17 protein-coding genes are annotated in these 21,299 nt (G+C 38.7%); 8 read left to right on the forward strand and 9 right to left on the reverse strand.

Annotated elements, in window-relative coordinates; all coding sequences use genetic code 11:
• Window positions 1–70: 70 nt before the first annotated feature.
• From mazG to mnmD, 6 genes are all read right to left on the reverse strand, one after another.
• Window positions 71–877, reverse strand: a complete 807-nt coding sequence (mazG, locus tag IM793_RS17910) for a nucleoside triphosphate pyrophosphohydrolase (RefSeq protein WP_193423707.1) — start codon at window positions 875–877, stop codon at window positions 71–73.
• Between the two features lie 20 nt (window positions 878–897).
• Complete coding sequence (locus IM793_RS17915; protein ID WP_193423709.1) at window positions 898–1,347, reverse strand: hypothetical protein; 450 nt, start codon at window positions 1,345–1,347, stop codon at window positions 898–900.
• Window positions 1,348–1,364: 17 nt separating this feature from the next.
• Complete coding sequence (locus tag IM793_RS17920) at window positions 1,365–1,661, reverse strand: hypothetical protein (protein WP_193423711.1); 297 nt, start codon at window positions 1,659–1,661, stop codon at window positions 1,365–1,367.
• A gap of 1 nt (window position 1,662) precedes the next feature.
• A complete protein-coding gene (locus IM793_RS17925; RefSeq protein WP_193423713.1) occupies window positions 1,663–2,772 on the reverse strand; it encodes an AI-2E family transporter in 1,110 nt (369 codons plus the stop codon).
• Window positions 2,773–2,851: 79 nt separating this feature from the next.
• On the reverse strand, window positions 2,852–3,799 hold the full coding sequence (locus IM793_RS17930) for an aldo/keto reductase (RefSeq protein ID WP_193423715.1): 948 nt from the start codon (window positions 3,797–3,799) through the stop codon (window positions 2,852–2,854).
• 540 nt (window positions 3,800–4,339) lie between these two features.
• Window positions 4,340–5,008: a tRNA (5-methylaminomethyl-2-thiouridine)(34)-methyltransferase MnmD gene (gene mnmD / locus IM793_RS17935; RefSeq protein WP_193423716.1), complete on the reverse strand. Its 669-nt coding sequence runs from the start codon at window positions 5,006–5,008 to the stop codon at window positions 4,340–4,342.
• A gap of 241 nt (window positions 5,009–5,249) precedes the next feature.
• On the opposite strand from mnmD, the gene IM793_RS17940 reads away from it, so the two are divergent.
• Window positions 5,250–5,588 carry an MmcQ/YjbR family DNA-binding protein gene (locus IM793_RS17940; RefSeq protein WP_193423717.1) on the forward strand — a complete coding sequence of 113 codons (339 nt, stop codon included), beginning with the start codon at window positions 5,250–5,252 and terminating at the stop codon, window positions 5,586–5,588.
• Between the two features lie 10 nt (window positions 5,589–5,598).
• On the opposite strand, the gene IM793_RS17945 is transcribed toward IM793_RS17940, so the two are convergent.
• From IM793_RS17945 to IM793_RS17955, 3 genes are all read right to left on the reverse strand, one after another.
• On the reverse strand, window positions 5,599–6,063 hold the full coding sequence (locus IM793_RS17945; protein ID WP_193423718.1) for a DinB family protein: 465 nt from the start codon (window positions 6,061–6,063) through the stop codon (window positions 5,599–5,601).
• A gap of 23 nt (window positions 6,064–6,086) precedes the next feature.
• Window positions 6,087–6,887, reverse strand: coding sequence for a DUF2625 domain-containing protein (locus tag IM793_RS17950; protein ID WP_193423719.1), 801 nt, complete (start codon window positions 6,885–6,887; stop codon window positions 6,087–6,089).
• 414 nt (window positions 6,888–7,301) lie between these two features.
• Window positions 7,302–9,335, reverse strand: coding sequence for a M13 family metallopeptidase (locus IM793_RS17955; RefSeq protein WP_193423720.1), 2,034 nt, complete (start codon window positions 9,333–9,335; stop codon window positions 7,302–7,304).
• A gap of 346 nt (window positions 9,336–9,681) precedes the next feature.
• Here IM793_RS17955 and IM793_RS17960 point away from each other — a divergent pair, with 346 nt between their 5' ends.
• From IM793_RS17960 to IM793_RS17990, 7 genes are all read left to right on the forward strand, one after another.
• On the forward strand, window positions 9,682–11,670 hold the full coding sequence (locus IM793_RS17960; protein ID WP_193423721.1) for a heavy metal translocating P-type ATPase: 1,989 nt from the start codon (window positions 9,682–9,684) through the stop codon (window positions 11,668–11,670).
• A gap of 139 nt (window positions 11,671–11,809) precedes the next feature.
• Window positions 11,810–12,442 (forward strand): Uma2 family endonuclease, encoded by a 633-nt coding sequence (locus IM793_RS17965; protein ID WP_193423722.1) that lies wholly within the window; start codon window positions 11,810–11,812, stop codon window positions 12,440–12,442.
• Between the two features lie 47 nt (window positions 12,443–12,489).
• On the forward strand, window positions 12,490–13,125 hold the full coding sequence (locus tag IM793_RS17970) for a Uma2 family endonuclease (RefSeq protein ID WP_193423724.1): 636 nt from the start codon (window positions 12,490–12,492) through the stop codon (window positions 13,123–13,125).
• 267 nt (window positions 13,126–13,392) lie between these two features.
• Complete coding sequence (locus IM793_RS17975; protein ID WP_193423726.1) at window positions 13,393–16,059, forward strand: valine--tRNA ligase; 2,667 nt, start codon at window positions 13,393–13,395, stop codon at window positions 16,057–16,059.
• Window positions 16,060–16,771: 712 nt separating this feature from the next.
• Window positions 16,772–18,127: a Gfo/Idh/MocA family protein gene (locus tag IM793_RS17980; protein WP_193423728.1), complete on the forward strand. Its 1,356-nt coding sequence runs from the start codon at window positions 16,772–16,774 to the stop codon at window positions 18,125–18,127.
• Between the two features lie 99 nt (window positions 18,128–18,226).
• Window positions 18,227–19,591 carry a DUF1080 domain-containing protein gene (locus IM793_RS17985; protein WP_193423730.1) on the forward strand — a complete coding sequence of 455 codons (1,365 nt, stop codon included), beginning with the start codon at window positions 18,227–18,229 and terminating at the stop codon, window positions 19,589–19,591.
• Window positions 19,592–19,739: 148 nt separating this feature from the next.
• Window positions 19,740–20,933, forward strand: coding sequence for a Gfo/Idh/MocA family protein (locus IM793_RS17990; RefSeq protein WP_193423732.1), 1,194 nt, complete (start codon window positions 19,740–19,742; stop codon window positions 20,931–20,933).
• Window positions 20,934–21,299 lie beyond the last annotated feature (366 nt).

Consider the following 21,299-nt stretch of genomic DNA (forward strand, 5'->3'; position numbering starts at 1 on the left):
GTAAAATAAATCCGATAACTATCGGATCAGTATGAAGTCTCGGGCTGAATTACGACAAAATCCTGAAAAACTATAATTTCTTTGCTTCGTTCCAATACACATCCATTTCTGAAAGTGTCATATCAGCCAGGGCTTTTCCGTTTTCTTTTGCTTTGGTTTCGAGGTACTGAAAACGTTTGATAAATTTTTTATTGGTTTTTTCTAAGGCATTTTCAGGATTGATATTGATGAAACGCGCATAGTTGATCAAAGAGAAAAGTACATCGCCAAATTCGGATTCAGCTTTTTCGATGTCAATGGCCGTATTATCGGCAACGTTAAATTCATTTTTAAACTCCTGTAGTTCTTCTTCTACCTTTTCCCAAACCTGATTTTTATCTTCCCAATCGAAACCTACGCCACGGGCTTTTTCCTGGATACGGGCAGCTTTAACCAAAGCTGGTAATGAAGATGGAACACCAGCAAGCACCGATTTGTTGCCTTCTTTCAGTTTAATCTGCTCCCAATTGCGCTTTACATCTTCTTCATTTTGCACTTCAACATCGCCATAAATATGTGGATGCCGATTTACCAGTTTATCGCAAACCCCGTTTAAAACATCGGTAATGTTAAAATCGTTGGTTTCAGAAGCAATTCTAGAATAGAAAACAAGGTGCATCATTACATCACCAAGTTCCTTTTTAATTTCGTCTAAATCGCCCTCTAAAATGGCGTCGCTTAATTCATAAGTTTCCTCTATCGTTAAATGGCGCAGGGTTTCCATGGTCTGCTTTTTATCCCATGGGCATTGTGTACGCAATGTATCTAAAACGGTGAGTAAACGTGTAAAGGCATCAGCTGGATTATTGGCGCTTGCCGGAATTGGATTGTTAGGCATGTTTTATGGTTGAACTATGTTTATCGAACGCTAAAGTACCAAACCCAGGCGATTAAGAAAAGCTGAAAGGGTATTCTGAACCATAAATATTTTGGTCCTGGCCCTGGTTTATACAAATCTTCGTAATTGATGCGGTGTTTGGCTGCGTAAATATTGGCAGGTAAAATAGCAATGTAAAAAATAATCAGGGCTATCCCGGTAAAATATCTGGTGCTTTCAATCGCCAGGCCAATGGCAAATAAGATTTCCAGCACACCTGTTAAAAGTACAATTTCTACTTTTTTAGGAATAAACAGGGGGATCATGGCGGCCATACTGGTTTTAAACTTAAAATGTCCGATAGCGGTAAAAAGTAACATCACACCCATGGCAATGTTGCCTGCAAAAATATTCCCTTTATCAAATGTGGTATGACCACCAAAGGCTAATAGGGCAACATACACGACAAGTAATACAAATAAAGGTTTCATTTAATATAATTTTTAACTTACTTGATCAAATTAAAGGCAATTAAAATTGTAGCAAGAAACAACACCAATAAACCGGATAAAAAGATGAGATCAGCAGCTTTTTCCAGTCGCTGACTTGCCGTTTCTTGTCTCCTCATCGAGATAAAAGATAAGATGCAGCTGGTCATAAAAAACATTACAGCAGCTACAGCAAATTCGTCAATTAAAGAGCCATCGGTAAGTGCTAGTTTTTTTAAAGAAGTAAGCACAATAAAGCAAATACCCAAAAGATTGGCAGAAGTGCTTAAAATATGAGGCGATCTGTTTTCGGCCATTTTAATCTTTTTCTTCTAATTTAATCTTTTTTGTAATCCGGTAAACACGCTTCTTTTTATCAGGCTTATGTTCTTCTCCCATTAAAATGCCCCAGGGTTTTAAGCTATCTACTCTGTCGAATATTATTTTTAACATGGCGAGGTAAGGAATACATAAAAACATGCCTGAAATGCCCCAGATCATCTCACCTACTACAATTCCAATAAAGGCAAATAATGCATTTATTTTTACTTTCGAGCCTACCACTAATGGCATCAGTATATTTCCATCAATAGCATGTATACCAACATAGGCAATTAAAACCAGCAGCACTTTACCTGCACCAGCGGTTGCAAAAGTAATCAGGCAGCTTACTAACAGGGCAAAGAATATTCCCAAATAAGGAACTACATTAAAAATACCAGCTACCAGACCCAAAAGAACTGCGTATTTAACGCCTAATAAACTCAGAACGGTAATCATTAATACCGTAACAATAAGCATCTGTAAGAATAAACCTATGATGTATTTTTTTATGATGTACTGAATCTGACTTACAATTTCTGAAACTTTTTCTTTGTGTTCTTCACTAAAAACCGAAGTTAAAAAAGTAAATAAAACTCTTCGGTAGTTTAAAATAAAGAAAGTGAATAATAGTGTGAAACCTAAAAATAATAGGGTAGAAGATAGCGTGGATAAGGTAGTGGCTACAATTGCTGCACTAGTAGCCAAAGCTTTCTCTGTGCTATCATTTAAATAATCGAGTTGTTTCTGAGAATTTATGCCGAAAGTGTGTGAAATCCATTTTTGAAGTTCGTGATAAGAAACATTCGCTTTCTCTTTAAGTAAAGGCCAATCTGCCCATAAATCGCTTAATTGATTGCCAAAGAAATAAATAATTCCACCAATTACAGCAATCATCAAAATTACTGAAACCAGAGTTGATAAACTCCTTTTGAATTTTAATCTGCGTTCTAAAAAATTGCCAACAGGTAATAATAAGATGGCCATTAAAAAAGAGAAAAGTAGGGGAGCCAACAAAGAATGGCCTAAAATGGCGATGTATGTTAAACTGATTAAACAGAAAAGAACCAGGGCAAGCTTGGGCAGGAACGATAGTTTGTCTTTCATATAATTTTAAATCCTGTTTAATACAAAATGCCCGATTAATTGTTTCATCAATCGGGCATTTAAATATAAGAGATTATTTTTAATAGATACTCGCTTTATCTAAAAGGGAAATGTCTTCGGGAGATAATTTTAGATTTGCGGCTTCAGTGAACGATTTTAACTGGCTTAAATCGGTAACACTTGCAATTGGCGCTGTAATTGAAGGATGATAAATTAACCAGGCCAGGGCTACAGAAGCTGGCTCAACATGGTGTTTTTCAGCAACCTGATCCAGTGCGGCTAAAATTTTAAAGCCCCGTTCGTTCAGGAATTTTTTAATGCCTCCACCACGCTGACTTTTCTTCAAATCATCTTCACTGCGGTATTTTCCGGTTAAAAAGCCACTAGCTAAAGAATAATAGGTAACTACAGCCAATCCGTGATCTAAACATATTTTTTCATGATCCTGTTCAAATTCCTCCCTATTGTAAAGGTTGTAGCCCGGTTGGTAAACCTCATAACGTGGAAGACTATGCTCGCTAGAACTAAGTAGTGATTCTTTTAAACGATCAGCAGAAAAATTTGATGCCCCGATCCAGCGGACTTTGCCAGCTTTAATTAAAGTTTCGTAGGCGCTTAAGGTTTCTTCAACAGGCGTGCTTTCGTCATCAAAATGAGAGAAATAAAGATCGATATAATCGGTTTGCAGGCGCGATAAAGAATGTTCAACTTCATTAATGATATAATCTTTTTTTAGTGATTTACCCTGGCCCATATCTGAGCCTACCTTGGTAGCAATAATAATATCATGGCGTTTTTGCTGTTTTTTAAGCCATTTACCAATAATCGTTTCCGATTCTCCACCATTATTTCCAGGTACCCAGCGCGAGTATACATCGGCCGTATCTATAAAATTGAAACCACTTTCTACAAATTGGTCTAATATTTCAAACGATTTTTTTTCATCAATCGTCCAGCCAAAAACATTTCCTCCAAATGCTATTGGCGCAATATTTAAATCGGTTTTTCCTAAGGTTCTTTTTTTCATGATATGAATGTTAATGATATTTTAACAAAATCAGGATGATGTGGTTTTTGCAGGAGATGAAATTATGTTAAAATGAGAGGAGAGTGGTCTTTTGGAAAACGATCAATTAACAAAATCTTCATCTGATAGCTATCAGATGCTAGGCTGGACAAGCGTGTGGAAAAGCCATTTTTCTTTATAAATTAACATGTGCTCTATTTTGTTGGAAAACAAGGCCTGTAGTGCTTGGGTTAAACCAGTCCCGCCCTTTGCTTAATCCCGATAGATCACCAATAAATAAAATAATACTCCAATCGGGATAACGCTGTCGGTCGGGTTTATTTTACCACAGATAGTAGTACTGTTTAAGCCACCTAAACCCGATCGAAGCGAGATGCCGATTTTTCATCGGCAGAAGCGGGAGCGGGACTGCAGGGCGCCATTCGCTTCTGCTAAGCTTTCCAAAAAACTGATTTAACAAACTGTCCTGCTGAGTGTGGACAAACGCTTTTCGAGGCAATCATATACCATAATCACCTAAAAACCTTATGCCTTAAACCTTTAACCTTCCGCCTTAGTTGCTCTTAGCATTTCCCTTTTCCCAGGGGCGCCAGGTAATTTTTCGATGGTAAATCCGCAAGCTTTAACGGCCCTTTTCAGTTTTCCGGTAATAGCGTAGGTAACAAAAGTTCCGCCAGGTTTTAAGAAACTGCAGGCATGTGCAATAATTTCATCGCTCCACATTTCGGGCTGGTGCTGTACGGAAAATGCATCATAATAAATCAGATCAAATTTTTGATCACTACTGTATTCTGCCAATGTTGTGTGCGGGATTTCTAACGAGCAAAGCGAAGTTAATTTTTTTGGTGCTTTTAATGCGTCTGGATAATTTGAAATAAAATCGGTCCATATTTCTTCAGGAACATATGCTGCATAACCTGTTTGCTCAATTATCTCTATTGTAAGCGGAAAGGCCTCAATGCTGGTATAGTTAAGGTTAATGCTATTTTCTGTACAATATTCGAAACTTAAAATAAAGTTCAGTCCGGTGCCGAAACCAACTTCCAAAATGGAAACTTCATTTAAATTAGTAGAAGCAAATTTTAATCCGGCATCAATAAACACATGTTTGCTTTCTTGTAGTGCACCATGTTTACTGTGATAATGTTCGCCTATGGTTTCGTTGTAAAGTGTATTCGAACCATCAGCCGTAGGCGTAATAATATTCATGAGCTAGGATTTTAAGGATTCTTGGATTTTAAGATTATGACGCAAATATAGATAAGATATAGTATTAATATGATTTTTGGATTTGGGGATAAATTAGCCACAGAAAGGATAGGTAAGTTAATCAGCTTTAATCTTCGGACTCCGACCTCTGACTTTTTCTCTTCCGGCTTTAATCTTTTGTTCTTAGCTTTGGTCTTACCCTAAACCCTAAACCCTAAACCCTAAACCCTAAACCCTAAATATGGACATCGAATCGTTCAGAGAATATTGTTTGAGTTTACCCGGCACTACAGAAGGTATGAAATGGGAACATTTGTGTTTTATGATAGAAGAGAAAATTTATGTAATTATTGCTATTGATGAGGGTAACCGTTTTTCTATCAAATGCAATCCGGATGAATTTGATGAACTTGCTGCCAGAGACGGTATTGCGCAGGCCTATCATATGGCAAAGCGGCAATGGATCCAGATCGAAAATTTGGATGTATTGAACGATAAAGAACTAAAAAATAGGGTGGCAGATTCGAGGGCGATGGTTTTGGCTAAACTCCCTAAAAAGACACAGGCAAAATACGCTTAAGTTTTCAGGGCTAGACCAATTTCTTCAATGCCATGATATAACCGATATGCATCCCCTCGTGGAAAGGGATAAAGTTTATGGCATCTTCTATCGAATTTAGTTTCATACCATAACGTTTGTCCCAAGGATCGAACTTTAGAAAAATACCACTCAAATAATCGGTGGTTAAACGATCCATGCTGGTTAAGAGTGTATCAAAAATGGAATCAATCTCTGTCTGCTCAATAAAATTTTCTGGTTTTGTTCCGCTTAAAAATGGCGAAAAATGTTTTTCTTTAACCGTTACCGTTAATCCCGATCTTACATAACATAGGTTTTGCTGTGCAGCGGTTAAATGGGCAATATTCCAGATCATGTTATTGTTAAAACCCGAAGGAATTTTGTTTAACTGCTCTGTGGTTAAATCTTTTACTAATTCCAGAACAAAAGCCCTGGTATTTTTGATCTGGGTGATGGTAGCGAGTGTATCAGGCATCGAATTGTTTTGTAGACAGCGATTTATTGCTCGTTTTTAGTTTCCTCTTTTTTAGATTCGTCTTTTTTTATGCCTTTGTCAGCATTCAGTTCTTTCGACTTCATAATATTAAAACGGTACATTTCTTCAATCCCAACAAGTTTTCGGGTACATTTATCAATGTCGGTTCCTTCCTCCCATAAATAAGGGCGGAAACTATAGGTTTTGGTGCCATCTAAATTGGCAATAAATTGATCCCAGCTGCTCCAGCGTAAACCTTTATAAAATTTAGAGAGATCACTATCGAAACAAAAAACAAGAAATTCGCCATAACCCGCTCCAAGTGGCTGCCAGGTTAGGCTGTTTGGCTCAAGGTAATATACGTTTTTAATATCTTTACCCAAACCGCCATAATTAATTGCAAAGAAACCACCTACAGCATCATCAGCAATTAAAAGATAGGGAATATTATCGCCATATTCCTGTATGGTTTTTCCTTTGTTCCATTCCGCAACATTCCGGTTTAATCTTTCGCTGCCTGAGCCCAAAATCCTAATCCAGCCATTATCAACCATTATGCCTCCGGTGTTGTAAATTACCGAACCAAGTGTAGCATAGGTAGTCATTTGCGAGTTGTATAAAACTTCTTTTGCTTTTGCAGAATCAACAGGTAGAATTTCAACCTTGTTTTTTGCAGAGTCGATCCACTTTTTTACCAGTGGCCAGGCCGGATCGGTTTTATTTATCAATGCTTCAAGACTGATTAACTTATTGTCTTGAGCAAAGCTTATGGAAGAGAGTAAGGTTAAACTTAGGATAAGAATTGTTTTGAATGCGCTTCTCATGAAAAGGGGCTTATGTTTTCTCAAAGATAGAATGATAATTAAGAATTACTGAAAGGAGATACATTAATTTTGATTTGGGATAAATATTGAGGTTGGATTAATTTTTAGGTCTTGGAGACACAAACCAAGGCGGTGGGTAATCGTGCAGTCGGATGGTAACATCCGACTGATTTATCAACATCTAAAAAGAATCGATTAATTCGATGAATTGAATTGATAATTTCAGCTATTGTCAGATGGTAACATCTTACACCACGCTAATAAACAAAACGCCCCAAATAAATCGGGGCGCTTTTAATATAGGGATGATATAAATAATAGAATTTTAAAGTTGAGGTTAAAACTTCCATCTCAATTAAAACTATCGGGTGGAAAAGCCTTACACCCTCCACCTTCCAGCCCTCAACCTCAAAACTACCACATTCTAATTCTGTCTTCTGGTTTTTTATATAATTTATCACCAGGTTTAACATCAAAAGCATTATACCACGCATCCATATTTACAGGTGCACCAATGGTACGGTATGGACCTGGAGAATGCGGATCAGTTTTAATTAGCTGAGCAGCACTTTCGGGTAAAATATTACCTCTCCATACTTGTGCCCAGGCCAGGAAAAAACGCTGATCTGGTGTAAAACCATCAATTTTTTCATTGCTTTGACCTTGTTTGGTCATTTTGAACGCAGTATAAGCGGCATTTAAACCTCCTAAATCGCCAATGTTTTCGCCCATGGTTAATTTACCGATTACATGGATGGTATCTAATACGGTATAAGCATCAAACTGCTCGCCTAAAGCCTTTGTTTTTGCGTCAAATTTAGCTTTGTCTTCAGCAGTCCACCAGTTTTTTAAGTTACCGGCAGCATCATATTGACTTCCGCTGTCATCAAAACCATGGCTCATTTCGTGACCAATTACTGCGCCTATACCGCCATAATTAACGGCATCATCGGCATTTGGATCAAAGAAAGGGAACTGTAAAATACCAGCAGGGAAAACAATTTCGTTCAGTGTAGGGCTATAGTAAGCATTAACCGTTGGAGGTGTCATACCAAAACGTTTGCGATCAACAGGTTTACCTAACTGATCAACCATTTCTTTATAGCCCCAAACACTTGCATTGCGTAAGTTTTGGAAATAAGTACCCTTATTAATCACTAAACCATCGTAGTTTTTCCATTTTTCCGGATAACCTACTTTTGGTGTAAAGGCATGTAATTTAGCTAATGCCTTTTGTTTGGTTTCAGGGCTCATCCACTCTAAACCATTAATTCTGATTTCGAATGCTTTACGCAAGTTTACAATCATCTGGTTCATCCGCTCTTTAGCTTCTGGCTTAAAATATTTGGCCACGTAGAGCTGGCCTAATAATTCGCCGATAGTGCCATCAGTTAAAGATGACATGCGTTGCCAACGTGGTGTTTGTACTTTCTGACCTGTTTGAGCCTGCGTGAAAGCGAAACTCGCCTTCACAAATGGAGAGCTTAAACTGGAAGCCGAACCTTTTAAAATGTTCCATTCCAGATAAGTTTGCCAATCGCTAACCGGAACCGATTTCAACATTCCATCAAGGCTTACCATAAATTTAGGCGAAGAAACCAGAACAGTATCTTGATTTTTGATTTTGAACTTAGGCAAATAGGTTGCCCAGTTAATATCTTGTGTTTTTTGGTTCAGTTCGGCAACAGTAAGCTTGTTATAGGTTGCGTAAGGATCGCGCATTTCTAAACGGCTCATCTGTGCTTCAGCGAATTGCTTTTCAATTTTATAAACGGTTGCTGCTTTTTGTTTTGCTTCTTCCGGTGTACTTCCCGTTAAGGTAAATAAAGTAACCATATAGGTATTGTAAGCATCGCGGATCTTAACACTGCGTGTATCATCTTTCAGGTAATAATCGCGATCGGGAAGTGTTGTGCCGCCCTGACTAATATTCACCATGTATTTGTTTACATTCTTGCGGTCCTGGCCAACACCAAGGCCAAACATTCCGCCACCCAAGCCATTGGTTCGCATGTAAGCCACCTGATCCAGTATACCCTGAATATTTTTAATTTGCTTAATTTTCGCTAAATCGGCTTTTATTGGAGTATAACCCAATTTCTCAATGGTTGCACTATCCATAGCAGCCGTATAAAAATCGCCAACTCTACGCTTAACCGAACCTGCAGGAGCAGATTTGTCAGCTGCTGCATCTTCCACTAAAGATTTAACAGCGTTGATGTTGAAATCGCGAAGCTCGTTAAATGAACCCCAACGCGTTTCTTTAGCAGGAACTGGATTGTTTTTTATCCACGTACCACTTGCGTAGGTGTAGAAATCGTCGCCTGGTTTAACGGAAAGATCCATGTTGGCAGGGTCGATAAATTTTTTGGTTTGTGCATTTGCAGAAAAGCCAGCAGCGACTATACCTAGCGCTGCAAAACATCTTTTCAAATTTTGGTATTTCATTCGCTTAATAAGTTAATAATGATGCGAAATTTATGAAATACTAATTAATACTGGTGTTATATATTAAGAATATTACTTGTTAAACCAGTAGTATATTTTTGCTAAGCCAAGCCGCCTGATAAGTTCTGATGCTGAAAAAGAAATTTTAATAGATTTCATGATTTTAAATCTTTTATACCACTATTAACATTTTTTAACAAAATTTATTGTGTGCTTGTAAAAATTATTGCTATTAATAATGATTCGGGATAAAACATTTTATTTTCCATAAATTTGAAAACGGTTATCTAAACCTGCGAGGTTTTATCGTTAACAATAAAATGATGTTTAGCATACTATAAATATAATGAGTCACTCACACGATAAAGAAGATAGCTGTTGCAGCAGTAAAGTACATTCCGAACCAAAACATAACCATGATCATGATCACGCACATGAAGAAGGCGACGAACATGACCACGACCATGGTGGAGATCCTTCAGCTTTTAAAACGTATTTGCCAGCCATCGTAACATTGGTTATGCTACTGATTGGAATCGCGTTTGATAACCTTTTTACGGTTCCTGTATTTCAGATCATCAGGCCTTATTGGTATATAGTGGCTTATTTACCGGTGGGAATTCCGGTTTTGCGCGAGGTTTGGGAAACTTTTAAAGCCAAAGATTTCTTTACCGAGTTTTCTTTAATGTCTATCGCTACCATCGGTGCTTTTGCCATTGGAGAATATCCTGAGGGTGTAACGGTGATGCTTTTTTACACTATCGGCGAGTTATTTCAAATGGCTGCAGTAAACCGTGCCAAAAGGAATATTAAAGCATTACTTGATGTCCGTGCAGATGTAGCGCACGTATTGCGCAACGGAAAATACGAAGACATTAATCCTGAAATGGTAGAAATTGGCGAAACCATTCAAGTAAAGGCTGGTGAGAAAATCCCTTTAGATGGAGAATTGATTAGTGATAAAAGCAGTTTTAATACCGCTGCTTTAACTGGCGAGAGCAAACCGCGTACAATTAATAAGGGTGAATCGATTTTGGCAGGGATGCTTAATTTGGATAAAGTAGTCGAAGTTAAAGTGACCAAAGCTTTTGCAGACAGTGCATTATCACGCATTTTGGAAATGGTTCAAAATGCCACTACCCGCAAAGCTAAGACCGAACTTTTTATTCGCAAGTTTGCGAAAATTTATACCCCAATTGTTTTCTTTTTAGCCCTTGCGCTGGTTACTATCCCAATTTTAGTTTTAGGAAACGAATATCATTTCCAAACCTGGTTGTATCGTTCGCTGGTTTTCCTGGTTATATCTTGCCCATGTGCGCTGGTCATTTCTATTCCATTGGGCTATTTTGGCGGAATCGGTGCGGCATCGGCAAATGGCATTCTTTTTAAAGGCTCTAATTTCCTTGATCTGATTACCAAACTGAATACGGTTGTAATGGACAAAACAGGAACCTTAACAAAAGGTGTTTTCAATGTTCAGAAAGTAGAAAGCAGTATTGATGAAGCAGAATTTTTGAGTTTATTAACGGCTGTAGAAGCCAAATCTACCCATCCAATTGCGAAGGCCATTGTAGAATATGCTGGTGAAAAAGAAATTCATCCTGCCGAAAACATCGAGGAAATTGCTGGAATGGGCTTAAAGGGCCTGGTTAATGGTAAAGAGGTTTTAGCAGGTAATGTTAAACTTTTGGAGAAATTTAATATTGATTTTGAGCCTGAAATTGCGTCGATAGAAGAAAGTATTGTGGTTGTTGCTATCGACCAGAAATATGTTGGTTATGTTCTGATTGCAGATGAAATAAAAGAAGATGCTGCCGATGCCATTAAACAGCTCTACGAAAACAGAATAAAACAGGTTGTGATGTTAAGCGGTGATAAGACCTCAATTGTTAAAAAAGTAGCCTTGAGTTTAGGTATTGATACCTATTTTGGGGATTTATTACCTGAAGATAAAGTTGCCCGACTGGAAGCAATTAAAAGTGACAAAAGTAAGGTGGTGGCCTTTGTGGGCGATGGAATTAATGATACGCCGGTATTGGCGATCAGCGATATTGGTATTGCCATGGGTGCAATGGGTAGCGATGCCGCTATTGAAACAGCCGACGTAGTGATTCAAACCGATCAGCCTTCTAAAATTGCAACCGCGGTTAAAATAGGTAAGGCAACCAAAAATGTAGTCATCCAGAATATTGTATTGGCATTTGCGGTAAAAGCAATTGTCTTAATTTTAGGGGCAGGAGGTATAGCAACCATGTGGGAAGCGGTTTTTGCCGACGTTGGTGTGGCACTTCTGGCTATTTTAAATGCGGTGAGAATTCAGAAGATGAAGTTTTAGTAAATTTATACTTTTACCATTAAGAAAATTAAAATAGTTAAGGAATTGCCTAAAACTTAATGTCCTTAATTTCTTAATGGTATTAAGATATGTTGAAAAATAGAAAGTTGGAATACTATAAATATTAGTATATTTGATTATGTCTGAACCCGTTCCATATCCTGTTTTAAACGATGATGAACCTGTAAGGCAGTTCAATGAACTTGATGCATCGTTAACTTATAGCTATTCTAACTATTTAAACTGGCTTTTTCCTGAAAGAGTTGAACTGATTAAAGGTAAAATCTTTAAGATGAGTCCTGCGCCTTCAAGCGTTCATCAGGGAGTTATTGGTAACATATTTATTAAGCTAGGAAATTTTTTAAAAAAGCAACCTTGTAAAGTTTACCTATCGCCATTTGATGTTCGTTTTCCAAAGGAAAGTCACCATGATAAAGCTATTTTTACCGTTTTACAACCAGATATCTGTGTAATCTGCGATAGAAACAAAATTGATGCCCGTGGCTGTATCGGAGCGCCCGATCTGGTTGTCGAGGTTTTATCTCCCGGAAATACGAAAATGGAACTGCTTAATAAGTACCGTGTTTACGAAGAATTTGGTGTTAAAGAATATTGGGTGGTGAGCCAGAGTGATCAAAGCATTTTGATATATACCCTAAACGAGATGGGTAAATTCCAACCCTCTAAAATATTCACCTTAAGCGAAAAAATTACGTCAACTGTATTGCCAGGTTTTGAACTGGCATTGGATGATGTTTTTGATGATTTATAAAATCCACAAATATTTTTAGATTACTACTTTTTTTAGTATCTTAGACTATGTCTGAACCTGTTCCATATCCTGTTTTAAACGATGACGAGCCTGTAAGGCAGTTCAATGAACTTGATGCATCGTTAACTTATAGCTATTCTAACTATTTAAACTGGCTTTTCCCTGAAAGGGTAGAGCTGATTGCAGGCAAAATATTTAAAATGAGTCCTGCGCCATCAAGGGTGCATCAAGGTGTTTCTATTAATTTGTTAAAGCCATTAATTAATTTTTTGGATGGTAAGCCCTGTAAAGTTTATGCGGCACCCTTTGATGTCCGTTTTCCAAAAGAAAGCAAAGCTGATAAAGATGTATTTACTGTTCTCCAACCAGATATCTGCGTAATCTGCGATAAAAGCAAACTTGATGCCCGCGGCTGTATCGGTGCGCCTGATCTGGTAATCGAAATTTTATCGCCAGGAAATACCAAAATGGAGCTGCTAAATAAGTATAAGGTTTATGAAGAGTTTGGTGTTAAAGAATATTGGGTGGTGAGCCAAAGTGATCAAAGCATTTTGATATATACCCTAAATGAGATGGGTAAATTCCAACCCTCTAAAATATTCACCTTAAGCGAAAAAATTACGTCAACCGTACTGCCAGGTTTTGAATTGGCATTAGATGATGTTTTTGATGACGTAGAATAATCGTTTAATAAAACTTCATTATCGTTCTTGTTTTGCACGAACCAACTTTTCTAAACCTGATTGACGTGGTAACTCCCGACTTCACGTCAGGGCTACAAACCAAAAGCAGGGCTAAATCAAAATACGCACCTGCTTTCCAAAAACTAACACGCATATCTTTTCTACATACACTCATCTGAAGTTTACCTGCTTTAGTCTTTCAGCTTTCCACTTGCTTGGCTTTGGTCTTTCAGCTTAATTAGCTATTTTTGAATTTTTAATACATTCATGAGCATATCCACCAAGTACAATCCTGCAGAAACAGAAGATAAATGGTATAGCTATTGGCTATCTAAAAAGTTTTTCCACTCAGAACCTGATGAGCGCGAACCTTACACCATTGTAATTCCGCCACCAAACGTCACAGGTGTACTGCACATGGGGCACATGCTCAATAATACCATTCAGGATGTATTGATCCGTAAAGCCCGTATGCAAGGTAAAAATGCTTGTTGGGTACCCGGAACTGATCATGCCTCTATTGCAACCGAAGCAAAAGTCGTGGCGATGTTAAAAGAACAGGGAATCAATAAAAAAGATCTCTCTCGTGAGGAATTTCTGAAATACGCCTGGGAGTGGAAAGAGAAATACGGCGGTATTATTTTAGAACAATTAAAGAAATTGGGCGCAAGCTGCGATTGGGACCGTACCCGTTTCACCATGGAAGAAGATCTTTCTGAAGCGGTTATTGATTCGTTTATTCATTTATATAAAAAAGGGTGGATTTACCGGGGTATCCGTATGGTTAACTGGGATCCGGCTGGTAAAACGGCCGTTTCTGATGAAGAAGTGATTCGTAAAGAAGTAAACCAGAAACTCTATTACATTAAATACCTGATTTCGGGAACCGAAGACCAGTTTTTAACCATAGCGACTACGCGTCCGGAAACGATTATGGCCGATGCGGCGATCTGTATCAACCCGAACGATGAGCGTTTTACGCACCTAAAAGGTAAAAAAGTTTTCGTGCCTCTGGTTAACCACGAAATTCCGGTTATTGAGGATGAATATGTAGATATCGAATTTGGTACAGGCTGTTTAAAAGTTACACCTGCACACGATTTAAACGATTATGAACTGGGTGTAAAACACAATTTACCAGTTACCGATATCTTAAACGATGACGGAACTTTAAATGAACTGGCCGTTATTTTAGTGGGCGAAGACAGATTTGTTGCGCGTAAAAAAATCGCCAAAATGCTGGAAGAGGCTGGGCATTTAGAGAAAGTGGAGGATTATAAATCGCAGGTTGGTTTTTCTGAACGTACCGATGCTGCTATCGAACCAAAACTTTCGATGCAATGGTTTGTGAAGATGAAAGAGATGGCGCAGCCAGCTTTGGATGATGTATTGAATGGCGAGGTAAACCTGATTCCAAATAAATTTGAAAATACCTACCGCCACTGGATGGAAAATGTTCGCGATTGGAACATTAGCCGACAGTTATGGTGGGGGCAAAGAATTCCGGCCTGGTACGATGATAAAGGAAATTGGGTAGTTGCCAAAACTAAAGATGAAGCATTAGAAGAATTCTGGAAGAAAAAACATTTAGATGAAAGCTGCTCAGAAACGGAAAAAGCTGGATTCAAACATCAGCTAGAGCCATTTTTAAGGCAGGATGATGATGTGATGGATACCTGGTTCTCATCATGGTTATGGCCGATTTCAGTTTTCGATGGATTTAAAAACCCTGAAAATAAAGATATCAACTATTATTATCCAACTAACGATCTGGTTACGGCGCCTGAAATCTTATTTTTCTGGGTAGCACGTATGATTATGGCCGGACATGAGTTTATGGGCAAAAAACCATTTACTAATGTATATTTAACGGGGATTGTACGCGATAAATTGGGTCGCAAAATGTCAAAATCATTGGGTAACTCACCTGATCCGATTGGATTGATTGAAAAATACGGTGCTGATGCCGTTCGTGTAGGGATGTTAATGTCGTCACCTGCAGGAAACGATTTAATGTTCGATGAAAGCTACTGCGAACAGGGGCGTAATTTCGCCAGCAAAATCTGGAATGCTTTCCGTTTGGTAAAAGGATGGGAAGTTGACGAAAACCTGGTTAACCCTAATGCTCAGGCCATTTCTTGGTTCGAAAACCGCTTTAACGAAGCATTGGTAGAAATTGAAGCTAACTTTAAGCAATACCGCTTATCAGAAGCATTAATGATCACTTACAAACTGGTTTGGGATGATTTCTGTGCCTGGTATTTAGAAATGGTTAAACCTGCTTATCAGCAGCCAATTGATGCGGAAAGTTACAAAGAAACTATTGCGTTCTTCGAAAATATCATCAAGTTATTGCATCCTAATATGCCTTTTATTACTGAAGAGTTATGGCATGATGATCTGTTTGCCGATCGTGGCGAAATGGATTGCTGTATTGTAGCAGAATTTCCAAAAGGCGGAACTTTTGATGAACAATTATTGAAAGATGCAGAGGTAATTAAGACTGTAGTGGCCGAAATTAGAAATGTAAGAAACCAGAAGCAGATTTCGCCTAAAGAAGCGTTGCCGTTAAGCATTAAGGTAAATTCTGATCTTGATTACGAAAAATGGCTAAATATCGTTTTTAAACTGGCCAATGTATCAGAAGCTGAAATAGTAAACGATAAAATTGTTGGCGCAACGGCTTTTATGGCAGGGAAAGATGAATTCTTTATTCCACTAACCGAAAACGTTGATGTAGAAGCAGAACGCGAACGTTTAAATGCCGATTTAGTTTATTTACAGGGCTTTTTAAAGTCGGTTGATGCTAAATTGAGTAACGAACGTTTTGTCCAGAATGCAAAACCCGAGATTATTGCCAATGAACGCAATAAAAAAGCCGATGCTGAGGCTAAAATCAAAATTATAGAAGAAAGTTTAGCGGTTTTAGGCTAATAATAATCTCACAGACCTATAAGGTTTTCAAAACCTTATAGGTCTTAAATAAGAGACTGTCTCATAAATTGTAATTCAATCGAATTTGTCACGTTGAGCCTGTCGAAACGCCTTTTAAGATACTTAAAAACCGACAAGTTATCATTGACATTATTTCACAATCGTCGAATCAGCATTTTAACCGATTTCGCATTTCCATCCAGCTAGGCCATAGCACGGTATCCCCGTTCTACTTAAATCCGGCCTAACAAATTTTTCGGGCTGCACTGTTCTGGCCGAACAACTGGCTTCAAAAGAAAACGGCGAAGCCCTCATGAATGCAACTGAAAGTTATAAACAACAAATGAATAAATTTTCAGCCGGCATTTTTTGTTTCTTTTTAATGCCAAAAAGAAAGAGCCCCTCGGCGGCGGCGAGCCGAGGCAAGACCGTGGTGTATGGCAAAAGAAATCAATTATACGTCTCTCATATTGATTTTTATTAAATAAATTATCCCTCAGGATGACAATTCTATATTTATGATACAGATTCTTTTTCATCCATTCCCCTCTTAATTCTCACATTTTCCATTCCACATCTTCCATTCCTTTCTAAATTGTTACCAAAGCCGGTCCTTTTTATTAAACTAAAAGTCCTAATTTGGATGATGTTAAACACCTTATAAATCGTTTAACGCATAAGCTATCTAACCTTATTTAAACCGTTTTATTCTATGGAAAATTCCAGAAGAAAATTTATTAAACAATCAGCAGTATTTGCTGCAGCAACCTATGCAGGTACCATGGGCATGAGCGCCAAAAGTTATGGACGCATCATCGGTGCAAATGATCGGGTACGTGTTGGTGTTGTTGGATTTTCTGATCGCTTTAAAGACACCCTTCTGCCTTGTTTCCTGAACCACAACAAGGAACTCAATTTCGATATCGTTGGTCTTTCTGATTTATGGAACTATCGCAGAGATTTAGGAATTGCCCATTTAAAAGAAAAATTTGGTCATGATATTAAAGCCTGCCGTAACAACGATGAACTTTATGCCACAAAAGACCTTGATGCTGTAATTATCAGTACTGCCGATTTTCAGCACGCGCTTCACACCATAGAGGCGGTAAAAGCCAATTGCGACGCGTATGTAGAAAAGCCTTTTGCCGAAACCATGGATGATGCCAAAGCTGCATTTAAAGCCGTTAAGGCCAGCAAGCAGATTGTACAAATAGGTTCGCAAAGAAGGAGTGGAGAAAATTACATCAATGCGGCAAAATTTATACAGGATGGAAAATTCGGGCCGATCACTGCTGTAGATTTAGTGTGGAATGTAAATCAGCCAGGCAGGTGGCGCCGACCAGACTTGGTGGCTAAATTAAAAGAAGAAGATATTGATTGGAAAAGGTTTTTGTTAAACCGTCCGAACGAGGCTTTTGATCCGAGAAAATACTTAGAATATAGATTATTCTGGCCCTATTCGTCAGGGATGCCTGGACAATGGATGAGCCACCAGATTGATACCGTGCATTGGTTTACCAATTTAAAACATCCGCGAAGTGTAGTGGCAAACGGAGGTATTTACACCTGGAAAGATGGCCGTAGAAATTGGGATTCGATGGTTGCCGTATTCGATTATGGTCAGCCAGATACTACTGATGGCTTCCAGGTTACTTTTACTTCTAGGATGCAGAACAGTGTGGGCGATGTAGGCGAGGTTTATTATTCGAATGGTGGCGAGCTCAACCTGATTACCAATAAAGTATCGCCAAAAGGTGGTTTAAGGGAAAAAGAAGCTGCAGCCATGGGATTGAAGGCTAATCTTTTGCCTGAATTTGATTTAAGTAAAACGGAAATTAAAGCCGCAACCGGCGCCAATATGGGCGGTGATGGATTAACCTCTGGCCACATGCGCAACTGGATGGAATGTGTGCGCAGCCGTAAAACACCAAATGCACCCGTGGAAGCTGGTTATTCGCATTCTATTGCCAATATCATGACCAATGCTGCGGTACACACGGGTGCAAAAGCAGTTTTCGATGAAGGCAGACAAGAAGTAATCGCAAACGGAAAAGTATTTAAGTATTAAAATAAAAATATCGTCATTGCGAGGCACGAAGCAATCTATTTAGCAAAAAAGATTGCTTCGTCATTCTTCCTCGCAATGACGGCAAGAAAAAAACCTAGCATGTTAAATATCAAAAAATATAGTATTCTAGCCCTTTCCCTGGTCAGCCTGTCAGCCGCTGCCCAAAAAGCAAAACCATTATTTGACGGTAAAACACTTAACGGTTGGAAAGCCGTTGCAGGTGCTGCTCCATACAAGGTTGAAGATGGAATGATTGTGGGAACAATGACCAAAGGCACACCAAATTCATTTTTAATCACCGAAAAAGAATACGGCGATTTCATTTTGGAACTGGATGTGAAACTCGAAGGTGAAACCACCAATTCTGGCGTGCAAACCCGTAGCCATATTAAACCAGAAGGAAATAATGGTAAAGGATTGGTTTTTGGCCGGCAGGTAGAAATAGACCCTACACCAAGAGCATGGACAGGTGGAATTTACGACGAAGCCAGAAGATTGTGGCTTTATCCTTTAGAGCTTAATCCATCGGCAAAGCCTTTGTATAAAAAGAATGCGTTTAACCATTACAAAATTGAATGTATCGGTAACGAAACCAAAACCTGGGTAAATGGAACACCTGTTGCCTATGTGATTGATACTTTGGATCAATCAGGTTTTATCGGTCTGCAGGTGCATGGCATTGGCAATAACCTCGATAATGATGGCAAGAAAGTTTATTTCAAAAATATCAACATTCAAACTGAAGGGCTAAAGGCCAAAGCTTTTCCAAAAGGAATTTATACAGTTAATTTAACGCCTAATACTTTATCTGCTTACGAAAAATCGGAAGGTTATAAACTATTGTTCGATGGTAAAAGCAGTGCAGGTTGGGTTGGTGCTTATAAAACTGCTTTCCCTGCCAAAGGATGGAAAATTGCCGGTGGTGTAATCAGCGTTGAACCATCTGGGGGTGCCGAATCGACCAACGGCGGCGATATTGTAACCAAAGATGAATATGCTGCTTTTGATTTGTCGTTCGAGTTTAAGCTAACGCCTGGTGCCAACAGTGGGGTAAAATATTTTGTTACCTTGAGCGAAAAGAACAAAGGTTCGGCCATTGGCCTGGAATACCAGGTTTTAGATGATGAATTGCACCCTGACGCAAAATTGGGTAGAGATGGAAACCGCACTTTGGCATCCTTATACGATTTAATGACTGCTAAAAAAGAAGCCCGCTACCTGCGCCCAATCGGCAGCTGGAACAATGGACGTTTGGTAGTTTATCCTGATAACAAAGTAGAACATTATTTAAATGGGGTTAAAGTGTTGGAATATACACGTGGATCAGAAGAGTTTAAAAAACTGGTTGCCATTAGTAAATATAAAGACTGGAAAAACTTTGGCGAAGCACCAAAAGGACATATCCTGCTGCAGGATCATGGCAATAAAGTAGATTTTAGAACCATCAAAATCAAGAATTTATAAGTTTTTGATTTGAAAATGAGTGTAAAATAGCCTTGACAATTTAACCACAGATGTACACAGATTAACACGGATTTTATCTGTGTATATCCTTTTATATGTGGTTAATGTTTTACCTATAAAGAATAAAATATTATAATACCATTATATCATGCATCGTCGATCTTTTGTTAAAACATCAGCCCTAATAGGTTCCGGTTTATTTTTGGGCAATCAGGGTTTTGCAAATTTAGTAGCTGATCAAATCATTAATGTGGCCATGATCGGTTGTGGGGATCGCGGTAAAGGCGTTTTGTCGGTAATTAAATCTATGCCGGCTAAATATAAAATTAAAGCCTATTGCGACCTGCTCGATTTTAGGCTTAAAGAGGCCGAAAAGTACGTTCCAGCTGATGCAAAAGCCATTAAAGATTACCGTAAAGTTTTAGACGATAAAACAATCAACGCGGTTTTTATTGCCACGCCTTTAAGCGAACATTTCAGAATTGCCAAAGATGCGGTGCTGGCAGGTAAACATGTGTATGTAGAAAAAACCATGACTTACAATATTGCACAGGCACTTGAACTTAAAAAGCTGGTTAAACAATATCCCAATCAGGTTTTTCAGGTGGGCTATCAGTATCGTTATTCGCCTTTGTATTTCAAGGTAAAGGACATGATCCAAAGTGGTTATTTAGGTAAGGTTAGCCAAATCGATTGTCGTTGGGACCGTAATGGAAATTGGCGCAGGGCTGTTCCAGATCCGGCTTTAGAGCGCAAAATTAACTGGAGAATGTACAAGGAATACTCTGGCGGATTAGCGGCCGAACTGTTATCGCACCAGATTGATTTTATCAATTGGGCTTTCGAAACCCAACCTGATGAAATTATGGGTTCGGGAGGCATAGATGTTTTTAAAGATGGCCGCGAAACTTATGATAACATACAGGCCATTCTGCGGTATAATGAAAAAGGCATGATTGGCAACTTTGGTGCCACTTGTGGCAATGCGCACGATGGTTATCTGTTTAAAATAAAGGGTACCAAAGGTTCGGTTTCTTTGCTTACCAATACCGGCTTATTTTATCCTGAAGAAAGTACCAGAAAAGAATTAGGTATTGTTGATGGGGTAACCGGGGCTACAAAAATCGTGGTGAATAAAGACGGAGGAATCCCGATTTTAGATAAAGCCACCATTGATGGTACAAATTATGCGTTGGATGAGTTTTACAAATCGATAACCACCAGGAAAGAACCCGCATCAAATATCAATACCGGAACCCAGGCCGCTATTTGCGTGGCCATGTGTAACGAGGCGATTTATAGTGGTAATAAACAGGTTTGGAAGCCGGAATATAGCGTTTAGATCATATTCTCTTTTGTCATTCTGAACGAAGTGAAGAATCTTTAAGTTTCGGTCGGTGAGACACCAACCGATAGATGAAAGATCCTTCATTACAAATGTTTGATTGTAGGGGATCGTCATTCCCAACTTGATTGGGAATCGTAATGCAAGCGCTTTAAGATTCCCGCCTGCGCGGGAATGACGACCGTGCTAATGGATTCTGGCTATAGTAGCGTAGTCGAAGGACAAAAAAGGATTTTCGCCTCAATCAGATTTAAAATTGGAAGGCTTTTGCTCCTATTGAGGGTTGAATAGCATGATTCATAAAGAGCGCTATTCTAAGCTCTTTGCAAGCCCTAATAGGAATGCTGGCTGTGCCACCTAAAC

It is taken from the genome of Pedobacter sp. MR2016-19 (genome assembly GCF_014947265.1).
In the GTDB taxonomy this organism is placed as follows: Bacteria; Bacteroidota; Bacteroidia; order Sphingobacteriales; family Sphingobacteriaceae; genus Pedobacter.

Excerpts from the sequence above, each read along its gene's own strand:
- mazG (WP_193423707.1), bottom strand. The coding sequence starts at position 877 with ATGCCTAACAATCCAATTCCGGCAAGCGCCAATAATCCAGCTGATGCC.
- IM793_RS17915 (WP_193423709.1), bottom strand. The coding sequence starts at position 1,347 with ATGAAACCTTTATTTGTATTACTTGTCGTGTATGTTGCCCTATTAGCC.
- IM793_RS17920 (WP_193423711.1), bottom strand. The coding sequence starts at position 1,661 with ATGGCCGAAAACAGATCGCCTCATATTTTAAGCACTTCTGCCAATCTT.
- IM793_RS17925 (WP_193423713.1), bottom strand. The coding sequence starts at position 2,772 with ATGAAAGACAAACTATCGTTCCTGCCCAAGCTTGCCCTGGTTCTTTTC.
- IM793_RS17930 (WP_193423715.1), bottom strand. The coding sequence starts at position 3,799 with ATGAAAAAAAGAACCTTAGGAAAAACCGATTTAAATATTGCGCCAATA.
- mnmD (WP_193423716.1), bottom strand. The coding sequence starts at position 5,008 with ATGAATATTATTACGCCTACGGCTGATGGTTCGAATACACTTTACAAC.
- IM793_RS17940 (WP_193423717.1), top strand. The coding sequence starts at position 5,250 with ATGGACATCGAATCGTTCAGAGAATATTGTTTGAGTTTACCCGGCACT.
- IM793_RS17945 (WP_193423718.1), bottom strand. The coding sequence starts at position 6,063 with ATGCCTGATACACTCGCTACCATCACCCAGATCAAAAATACCAGGGCT.
- IM793_RS17950 (WP_193423719.1), bottom strand. The coding sequence starts at position 6,887 with ATGAGAAGCGCATTCAAAACAATTCTTATCCTAAGTTTAACCTTACTC.
- IM793_RS17955 (WP_193423720.1), bottom strand. The coding sequence starts at position 9,335 with ATGAAATACCAAAATTTGAAAAGATGTTTTGCAGCGCTAGGTATAGTC.
- IM793_RS17960 (WP_193423721.1), top strand. The coding sequence starts at position 9,682 with ATGAGTCACTCACACGATAAAGAAGATAGCTGTTGCAGCAGTAAAGTA.
- IM793_RS17965 (WP_193423722.1), top strand. The coding sequence starts at position 11,810 with ATGTCTGAACCCGTTCCATATCCTGTTTTAAACGATGATGAACCTGTA.
- IM793_RS17970 (WP_193423724.1), top strand. The coding sequence starts at position 12,490 with ATGTCTGAACCTGTTCCATATCCTGTTTTAAACGATGACGAGCCTGTA.
- IM793_RS17975 (WP_193423726.1), top strand. The coding sequence starts at position 13,393 with ATGAGCATATCCACCAAGTACAATCCTGCAGAAACAGAAGATAAATGG.
- IM793_RS17980 (WP_193423728.1), top strand. The coding sequence starts at position 16,772 with ATGGAAAATTCCAGAAGAAAATTTATTAAACAATCAGCAGTATTTGCT.
- IM793_RS17985 (WP_193423730.1), top strand. The coding sequence starts at position 18,227 with ATGTTAAATATCAAAAAATATAGTATTCTAGCCCTTTCCCTGGTCAGC.
- IM793_RS17990 (WP_193423732.1), top strand. The coding sequence starts at position 19,740 with ATGCATCGTCGATCTTTTGTTAAAACATCAGCCCTAATAGGTTCCGGT.